General features: G+C 72.1%; 5 protein-coding genes and 1 pseudogene. 4 read left to right on the top strand and 2 right to left on the bottom strand.

The annotated features are described in order from the left end of the window. From KIK05_RS49675 to KIK05_RS02920, 3 genes and pseudogenes are all read left to right on the top strand, one after another. Window positions 1-102 (top strand): annotated as a pseudogene (locus KIK05_RS49675) (IS982 family transposase); the annotation flags it as partial. Window positions 103-539: 437 nt separating this feature from the next. Next, on the top strand, window positions 540-1,877 hold the full coding sequence (locus KIK05_RS46535; protein ID WP_250562103.1) for a CDP-alcohol phosphatidyltransferase family protein: 1,338 nt from the start codon (window positions 540-542) through the stop codon (window positions 1,875-1,877). Between the two features lie 4 nt (window positions 1,878-1,881). Further along, complete coding sequence (locus tag KIK05_RS02920) at window positions 1,882-2,928, top strand: sulfotransferase family protein (RefSeq protein ID WP_214408916.1); 1,047 nt, start codon at window positions 1,882-1,884, stop codon at window positions 2,926-2,928. A 6-nt stretch (window positions 2,929-2,934) separates the two neighbouring features. Here KIK05_RS02920 and KIK05_RS02915 read toward each other — a convergent pair whose 3' ends face one another. Continuing rightward, a complete protein-coding gene (locus KIK05_RS02915; RefSeq protein WP_214408915.1) occupies window positions 2,935-4,011 on the bottom strand; it encodes a glycosyltransferase in 1,077 nt (358 codons plus the stop codon). Further along, window positions 4,008-6,698, bottom strand: a complete 2,691-nt coding sequence (locus tag KIK05_RS02910; protein ID WP_214408914.1) for a bifunctional glycosyltransferase/CDP-glycerol:glycerophosphate glycerophosphotransferase — start codon at window positions 6,696-6,698, stop codon at window positions 4,008-4,010. Before KIK05_RS02910 ends, KIK05_RS02915 begins: the two co-directional genes overlap by 4 nt. A 322-nt stretch (window positions 6,699-7,020) precedes the next feature. Here KIK05_RS02910 and KIK05_RS02905 point away from each other — a divergent pair, with 322 nt between their 5' ends. Then, window positions 7,021-8,457: an MFS transporter gene (locus tag KIK05_RS02905; RefSeq protein WP_214408913.1), complete on the top strand. Its 1,437-nt coding sequence runs from the start codon at window positions 7,021-7,023 to the stop codon at window positions 8,455-8,457. Window positions 8,458-8,487: the final 30 nt, after the last annotated feature.

The raw sequence follows: 8,487 nt of genomic DNA, 5'->3' as shown, positions 1-8,487 counted from the left end.
GTCCGCGTTGCCCAGCGGATCCTGGCACTGACCGCCGCGATCTGGCACAACCGCGCCACCAGCCAGCCCATCACCCGATCACTGACCGCCTACGACCACTGACCAGACTTAGGACTTACTCGTCTAGGCCGGCCAGGACGGCGCCCGAGGCGAGCGCGGTGGACGTCAGGACCCGCACGGCCTGCTTGGTGAACATGCTGATTCTCCTTTTTCGCGTCTGATCGGTTTCCGTTCCGGTCAGGTCGCCGCCGGAACGTGAAACCCACGGTAAGGAGAATTGGCGCCAGGTTCTGCGTAGGAATGCATACCGGCGGTGTCAGGTAATGCACAGTTCCAGCTCATAGGGGAATGTCCCTTTTGTCGGCCAAGGGGCCGGTATTGGACGAGGGACGTGCCAGGCGGAGCGGCTGCCGGTTCGTGCGCCGCCGGGTCAAGGCCTCAGGGCCAGTCGCGCATAGCGGTCAAGAAAGCATCTAGAGATCTCATGTTAGTTACAGACGGTCAGTTTTCTGTGGCTTCGCGTCGCCATGCTGGCAGCCATGAGGTCCTATTCGCTGGATGACGTCCTCGCGACGCGCAAACGCAGAGACTCATGGTGGACGGTGTTCATGGTCGACCCGGTGGCCTGCCGGGTGGCACTGTTCGTAGCGAATCACACCGAGATCACCCCCAACGCGCTCACGCGCTTCTCGCTGATCCTCGGCGTGGGCTCCGCGGCCTGCTTCGCAGCCGATCACCTCATCGCCGGTGCGTTGCTGTTCTACGTGAGCTTCATGGTCGACTGCGTCGACGGCAAGATCGCGCGGCTCAAGGGCACCGGGACGCCGTTCGGGCTCTGGCTGGACTACGTGGGCGACCGGATCCGCGTCGTCCTGTGCGCCTTCGGCCTGGCCTACGGGCAGTACACCGCGACCGGGCGGCTCGCCTACGTGCTGCTCGGCGCCGGTATCGCCATCCTGGACCTGTTCAGGTACGTCAACGCCCCCCAGATGAAGCGGGTGCGTCAGACGGTGAAGGCCCGCCGCCGCGCGGCCCGGCGCGAGGAGCTGGCGGCGGTACGGGAGGCGATGGCCGTCGAATACTTCGAAAGAGGATCGGAGTACGAGGTGAACGGCCAGGTGGGCGACGTCCTGCCGCCGTACGACCCCGACGACGACGAGCCGGGACCGTACGATCTCGCGGAGGAGGACGGCCGGCGCGACGGCGAGGATAGCGCCCACGACCCCTACGACCTGGCCGGACGCGTACCCGCCCCCAACGAGCCCGGCGACCACCTGCCCGCCGACCTCCTGCAGCCCGACCACCTGCCGCAGGACCGTCCGAGGCCCGACCACCTGAAGATCGCCCGCGCGGACGGCGGCACCGGCCATCCGCCGCCGCTCGATCCCCGTGATCGCAGGGTCGAGGACATCGCCGACCACGGCCACACCATCCCCCGCCAGGCCTCGGCCCCGCACGGATCGTTCCGCCCCCTCCCGGCCGAGCCGTCCGTTCCGTACCGGGCCTCGCAGGTCCCGCCGCCGGCCGGCCCCCCGGCGTACGTCGCCGGCCCGCCTCTGCCGCCCGGGGCCGGGGAACGGGAGCCCAGCCTGCGCCGGCGCGTGGGCGAGTGCCTGGCCCGGCACCGGGTGCGCACCCACCTCATGAGCGGCATCGAGTTCCACGCGGCCGTGTTCGTCGTGGCGCCGCTGCTCGGGCCGTGGGCGCTGCTCGCGGTCACCAGCGGCGCGGGCGGCCTGCTGGTGCTGAACGAGATCTTCCTCGTCTACCGGATGTGGCAGTCCACCCGCGCGCTCGCCGCGCAGGCCGTCCCGGCCGCGTACGGCCCGGACGGCGAGCGGCACGTCCGGACCGATCCGTTCTACACGGGGGTGTAGCCCGATGCGTCCCGACAGGCCGGTCTTCGTGATCGGCTGTCCCCGGTCAGGAACGACGATGCTGCAGCTCATGCTGCACGCCCATCCACGGGTCGCGGTGCCGCCGGAGACCCGTTTCCTCCTGCGGGCCTACTACGGGCGCCGCGCGTACGGCGACATGCGGCAGGCCGCCAACCGGCGCCGCCTGGCGGAGTGGGTCGCCGGGGACCAGGCCACGAGATTCGGCGAGCTCGGCGTCGACCCCGAGGCGTACGTCCGCCGGGTCGCCGAGGGCCCGGGGTCGCTGGGGTCGGTGCTGGGGGAGGCGTTCCGGTCGTACGCCGGGCGGTTCGGCAAGCCGCGGTGGGGCGACAAGCGGCCCGCCTACTTCCAGCACGTCGAGGTGCTGCTCAGGCTCTTCCCGGACGCGCAGTTCGTCCACCTGGTCAGGGACGGCCGCGACTGCGTGGCGTCGCTGAAGGAGATGCCGTGGTACACCCTCGACGTCCACCACGCGATCGCGACGTGGGCGGAGGCCGTCGACCACGGGCGACGCCACGCCGGGCGCTTACCCGCCGGCACCTACCACGAGCTGCGCTACGAGGACCTCACCGCCGACCCGGAGCGTGAGCTGAACAGGCTGTGCGCCTTCCTGCGGGAGGAGTACGACCCGGCGATGTGCGAGCCCCGCAGGATCGCGCCGGCGGCGGTGCCCGCGCGCAAGGTGTGGCACGGCAACACCCACCGCGAGGTCACCCCCGCCCGGGTGGGAAGCTGGCAGATCAGGCTCGAACCGTGGGAGATCGCGCTGTGCGAGGAGGTGCTCGGTGAGCGCCTCCAGGAGCACGGGTACGAGCTGAGCGGCGCGTCCCCGGCCTTACCGCGGCACCTTCTGGCCTACCGCAGGACGGCGGCGCGGCGCAGGCTGGCCCAGAGCCGGCAGCGGGCCCGCGACTGGGTGGACCGGCTGCACGAACCGGGGCCGCTCGCCGCCATGCTGACCTCCGGGCAGCTCGCCCTCGCGCAGGTCCCCGCCCCTCGGTCCTCCTCCGCCCAACTGGTCGACCGGTGACGACGGTCAGCGGCCGATGCGGTCGAACATCTCCTCCCAGCGGTCCAGCACCCGTTCCAGCCGGTACGCCTGCGCGTGGGCGCGGGCCGCGCCGCCGAGCCGCCGCCGCCTCGCCGGGTCGGCCATCAGACCGCCCAGTGCCCCCGTGAACGCGTCCACGTCGGCGGGAGGCGCCAGCACGCCCGTCAGTCCGTGCAGGACCAGCGACCGCACGCCGCCCGACACGTCGAACGCCACGGCCGGCATGCCGTACGACGCGGCCTCGCAGACGGCCAGCGGGAACCCCTCGTGCTCGCTGGACAGCCCGAGGATCGCCGCGTTGAGGTACTCCCGGCCCATCTCGTGCGCCGGCACCCGGCCCCGGAAGACCACTCGCCCGGCCACGCCTAGAGAGGCCGCGTGGGCGCGCAGCCGGTCGCGCTCCGGGCCGTCGCCGATCAGGTGCAGCTCCCACTGGGGGAAGGTACGGCCGGCGCGGGCGAAGGCGGCGATCAGGCGGTCGAAGCGCTTGACCGCCGACAGCCGGCCGACGCCGAGCACCCGCGGCACGTCGAGGAACGACGTCTTCTCCGGCCAGCCGCGCAGCGGGTTCGGCAGGTCGGCCGCGTTGGGCAGCCGCGCCTCCTCGGCGAACCGCCAGGCGTCCTCGGCGCTGAGGAACACCGCCTGGTCGAGCCTCCCGTAGTCGCGCCGGACCGCCGAGAAGTGCGTGGTGCCGCGCGCGTGGTGGAACGAGCCGTGGTACTGCCCGATGGCGCGCAGCCGGGGCGGCAGCAGGTCGGCGAGCCACGCCACCGCGTCCGGCGAGGTCAGTACGGCGTAGCCCTGGCCGAGGGACGACAGCAGCCGCCGGGCCCTCCAGCGCGCCACCTCGCGCCTGCCCTGACCGAGGGGACGGCGCTGCGCCACGTGGTGCTCGTACAGGGGCCGCTCGACGTAGCGGAACGGTTCGGGGGAGCGGTGCAGGCCGAGGACGTGCACCTCGTGACCGCGCAGCGCCAGCCCCTGGGCGAGGGTGTGGGTCACCTGCTGGATGCCGCCGAAGGTGTCGGCGTCCATGCAGGCGAACACCACCGTGCTCATGCACGGATCCCGCGACCGTGGAAGAAGGCGTCGACGACGCGCGGGGCGGCCTTGCCGGTCTCCTCCGAGCAGAACAGCGCGGCGAAGTCGGCGTACCGTTCGGCGTACTCCGCCGTGACCCCCGGCAGGTCCCGCAGCGCCGCGACCAGCTCGGGCGTGTTCGACAGGACGGGCCCGGGGGAGATCTCCCGCAGGTCGTGGTACAGGCCGCGCTCCACCCGCGCGTAGGTGTCGTAGTCGTCGGCGTACAGCAGGATCGGGCGTCCGGTGCAGGCGTAGTCGCAGATGAGGGAGGAGTAGTCGCTGAGCAGCGCGTCGGAGGCGAGGATGAGGTCGTTGACCTCGGGGTAGGAGCCGGCCGGGCGGACGAAGTGGCGCAGCCGCCGCGGCACCCTGAACCTCTCCTCCGGGTGGGTGCGCAGCACCATGACCCACTCGCCCGAGAGCGCCTCGGCGAGGGCGTCGAGGTCCACCCGCACCGACGTCCCGCGTCCCTTCGACAGGTCCCGGTAGGTCGGCGCGTACAGCAGGACCCTGCGGTCGCCGGGGATCTCCAGCGCCTCCCGCACCCGCTGCCCGGCGGCCGGGTCGCCGTTGACCAGCACGTCACAGCGGGGAGAGCCGAAGCCGAGGACGGTGCCGGTGTACTCGTTCGCGGGCACGAAGACCCGTTCGAACTCCGGGCCGGCGGACACCAGTGCGTCCCAGCGGGCGACGGCGGCGCGCCACCGCTCCCGAGGGCCGGGGACGTCGCCGCGCAGGCCGGGGGAGTCGAACCCGACGGTCTTCAGCGCCTGCCCGTGCCAGGTCTGCAGGTAGCGGGTCCCTCTGGGCTTGGGAAAACCGGGCGGGAAGTTGTGGCTGTCGACCCAGTACGCGGCCCTGGCCATGATCCACAGGTGGCGCCAGCTCATCCGCCGTACCAGCGGCACGTCCGGCGGGAAGCCCCGGGCGTCCGCGCGCGCCGACCACCACACCCGCAGCGGCAGCCCACGCCGCCTGATCTCCTCGTAGATGTACCTCGGGTCGCCCGTGAAGGCGGCGCCGAGGCCGGATTCGAACAGGGCGAGGTCGCGGCGGCGCGGCACCACGTGGATCAGCCGCCGGTAGACCCACAGCTTGAGATCTTCCCGTCCGGCCAGCGTACGAAGGTGGGAGACCAGCGGCGGCGTACGCAGCGGGGCGGCGGCCGGGCGCGGGGCCGGCGCGGGCCGCCATCGGACGCGCAGGAACGCGCTGTCGCCCTCGGGGCCGACCGTCACCTCGTGCCCGCCGGCCGCCACGACCAGCGGCGGGGTGGCCGGATCGACCAGCAGCCGGTCGGCGGTCCGGTGGCCGTCGCCGCGGACGAAGCGGATGCGCAGGTCATGGCATCCTTCGGTTCCCCGCCTGCCGAGGCGTGCCTCGGCGAGGTCCATCTCCACCTTGGTGAGGTAGCTGCCGTCGGCCTGCCGCACCGGCGACAGCGGCACCCGCAGGCCCTTGCCGGTCAGCGCGGCCGTGGTCGCCGACCGGCGCAGCACCGCGAACGGGTCGTAGGTGCGGACGGTCATCGACACGACGGTCCCGTCGCGGGTGATCTCGGTGACCTCGTGCCGGATCCTGGAGGCGCTGAACGGCAGCTCGGCGAGCCGCAGCGCGGTGATGTCGAGCCCGGGGTCGGCGCGCGTCCCCCAGTACGTCCGGCCGTCGACGCCGAGCGCGTGGCGCGGCGGCGCCTTCGGCGGGGTCAGCGACCGGGCGGCCACCACGAGGTCGTCCAGCCGGTCGATGCGGATCAGGTGGCAGCACACGCGGAGCATCGGCTCGGCCCCCGCCGGCACGCCCGGGTCGAGTTCCTCCAGGTACGGGCGCACCACCGCGCTGAACTCCTTCACCTGGACCTTGCCGAGGCGCGGCAGCGCGGCGAGGTGCACCCGCAGGTCCTGGCCGAGGAAGCGCCGCTGCCTGTCCCCGACGAGGTCACCGCAGCCGCTGTCGCGCAGGATGGCGTCGGCGAGCTGGGCGGCGGCGACGCGTTGCCGTACGTCGTCCATCCCGGGGAGCTCACGCGGGCCCGCCGGGCGGTGCCACAGGTAGGCGTCCCAGGGGACGACCGCGAAGCGGCGCGCGCGGCAGTACAGCGCGGCGGTGAAGACGAGGTCCGTGTAGCGCGTGCCCTCCTGGAAGCGCAGCCCGTGCTCCCGCAGGAACGCCGTGCGGTAGAGCTTGCCGGTGGCGAATCCGTCCAGGAACAGGCGGGGTTCCGCCCTGATGCCCTCCACCACCCTGCGGGGCCGGTAGAGCGCGGGCCGGTACCGCTGGACGCGGCCGCCCTCCTCCTGCAGCCGCGTGATCTGGCCGGCCGCGAAGTCGGCCCCGGTCCGCTCGATCTCGCCGAGCAGGCTCTTGCAGGCGTGCCGGGGCAGTTCGTCGCCGCCGTCGAGGAACGTCACGTACGCCCCCCGCGCCGCCTCCAGCCCGGTGTTGCGGGCCGCGCCGTGGCCGCCGTTCTCCTCCCTGCGCACGTAGCGGAGGCGGGGGTCGCCGAAGCCCGCCACCACGGCGGGGGTGTCGTCGGTGCTCGCGTCGTCCACGACGACGACTTCGAGGTTGCGCAGGGACTGGTTCAGCGCCGAGGCGATCGCGCGCGGCAACCGGGCCGAGTCGTTGAAGGTGATGAGCACGACGCTGACATCCGGCTGCATGCTTGATCTCCCGAGTCGGCGGTGACCCTGCTCGGGGTGTTCCCGGGGCCGGTACGGCTGCCGCCCCCTCCGGAAGAGTGCTGACCGGTACTTTTCCGACTTTTACGCTTATGGGCGTCTGTACGGCTCGTCTTCGCGACCGGTGACGTCGCGCCCACACGTAACAGACAGGGACGATGCTTGACATATCCGGAGGTAGGCGCTTAACGTCCCGTTAACCGACAGGCACAGACGAAGACATCCCTGTCAGTGGTCTTCGTCTGTGCCTTCAGTCGTTCCTGGACCGCTGGCAAGGGAATCAACCCCCCGAAAGGCGGCGGGCATGAACGACGGCCCTGCGAGCACGAGAACGGCGGTCATCCGCGGCGCGGGAGACGCGGCCGACCTCATCGACACCATCAAGAGCCTGAACGGCCGCACCAACTGGATCTGGTTCCTCGCCCTGGCGGGCCTGTTCCTGGACGCCTACTCGAACGCGGCGCTCGGCGCCGGCCTGTCCCCGATGGTCAAGGAACTGGGCCTGTCCCCCACGCAGGTGGGCGTGCTCACGGCGATGGCCCCCGCGATCGCGATCATCTCCAACCCCTTCGGCGGCTGGCTCGCCGCACGGATCGGACGCGTCAAGCCGCTGCTGCTGACCAAGGTCGTCTTCGCGCTCGGCGCGCTCACCACCGCCGCCGGCGCGGACTTCCAGACCGTCTTCGCCGGGCGGGCCCTGGTGGGCGTCGCGTACGGCATGGACTTCGCCGTGGCGATGGCCCTGCTCGCCGAGTACACCCCGGCCTCCCTCAAGGGCAGGCTCAACTTCTGGCAGGGCGTCTGGTACACCGCGACGACCACGAACCTGCTGCTCACGCTACTGTTCTACAAGTTCGGTGTCGGCGCGGGCATCTGGCGCTGGTCCGTCGGCTCCTCGGCCGCCTTCGCCCTGGTCCTGCTCGCCCTGCAGCTCGCCTTCCTGGTCGAGAGCCCCACCTGGCTGGCGTCCAAGGGCAGGCTGCGCGAGGCGGCGGCGAACCTGCGCCGGATGTACGGGCTGGCCGCGCAGGAGGGGCCGCTGGAGGCGGACGAGGCCGGCAAGGCCCGCCACCAGGTCGGGCTCCGGGACGCCGGCGTGCTCTTCCGCCGCCCCTACCTCCCCCGCACCGTGCTGTCGACCGCGATCTCCCTCACCCAGGCCATGCAGTACTTCGCCGTGGGGTGGTACCTGCCGGTGATCAGCCTCGAACTGTTCGGCAAGGAGTTCGAGAAGGCCACGCTGGGGTCGATGGCGTTCAACGCCGTCGGCATCGTGGGCGGCTGCCTGTCGGCCTACGCCGGCCGGCGGCTCGGCCTGCGGAGCAGCTCGATGGCCGGGTACGCCGTCGTGTTCGCCGCGCTGCTCGTCATGGGCGCCACCTTCAAGCAGCTCCCCGTCGCCCTGGCCGCGCTGCTGCCGGTGCTGTTCATCTTCTTCCACTCCGCAGGCCCCGGTCCCAACGGCAAGTCGATCGCCGCCCTGTCCTACCGCAGCGACATCCGCACCCTCGGCACCGGGGTGACCGGCATGCTCGGCAGCCTCGGGTCGGTCGCGGGCCTGTACCTGTTCCCGCAGCTGCAGTCGGGCATCGGCGTCGGCCCCAGCCTGATGGTCCTGTCGGTGGTGCCGCTGGCCGGCCTGATCACGTGCCTGGCCATCAAGTGGGATCCGACCCGCGTCGCGGTGAACCTGGAAGAGGAGGCCGTCGGCCTCCAGCCACGCCAGCCGGTGTCGGCCTGAACGGTCGCCGGCGTCAGGAGAGGACCTTCG

This window comes from Sphaerisporangium fuscum, from assembly GCF_018531465.1.
Lineage (GTDB): Bacteria > Actinomycetota > Actinomycetes > Streptosporangiales > Streptosporangiaceae > Sphaerisporangium > Sphaerisporangium fuscum.
Note: the sequence above shows the minus strand (reverse complement) of the source record. Positions and strands in the feature narration are given on the sequence as shown.

Coding starts and splice junctions, on each gene's coding strand:
- KIK05_RS02905 (WP_214408913.1), top strand. CDS start 7,021: ATGAACGACGGCCCTGCGAGCACGAGAACGGCGGTCATCCGCGGCGCG.
- KIK05_RS02910 (WP_214408914.1), bottom strand. CDS start 6,698: ATGCAGCCGGATGTCAGCGTCGTGCTCATCACCTTCAACGACTCGGCC.
- KIK05_RS46535 (WP_250562103.1), top strand. CDS start 540: ATGAGGTCCTATTCGCTGGATGACGTCCTCGCGACGCGCAAACGCAGA.
- KIK05_RS02920 (WP_214408916.1), top strand. CDS start 1,882: ATGCGTCCCGACAGGCCGGTCTTCGTGATCGGCTGTCCCCGGTCAGGA.
- KIK05_RS02915 (WP_214408915.1), bottom strand. CDS start 4,011: ATGAGCACGGTGGTGTTCGCCTGCATGGACGCCGACACCTTCGGCGGC.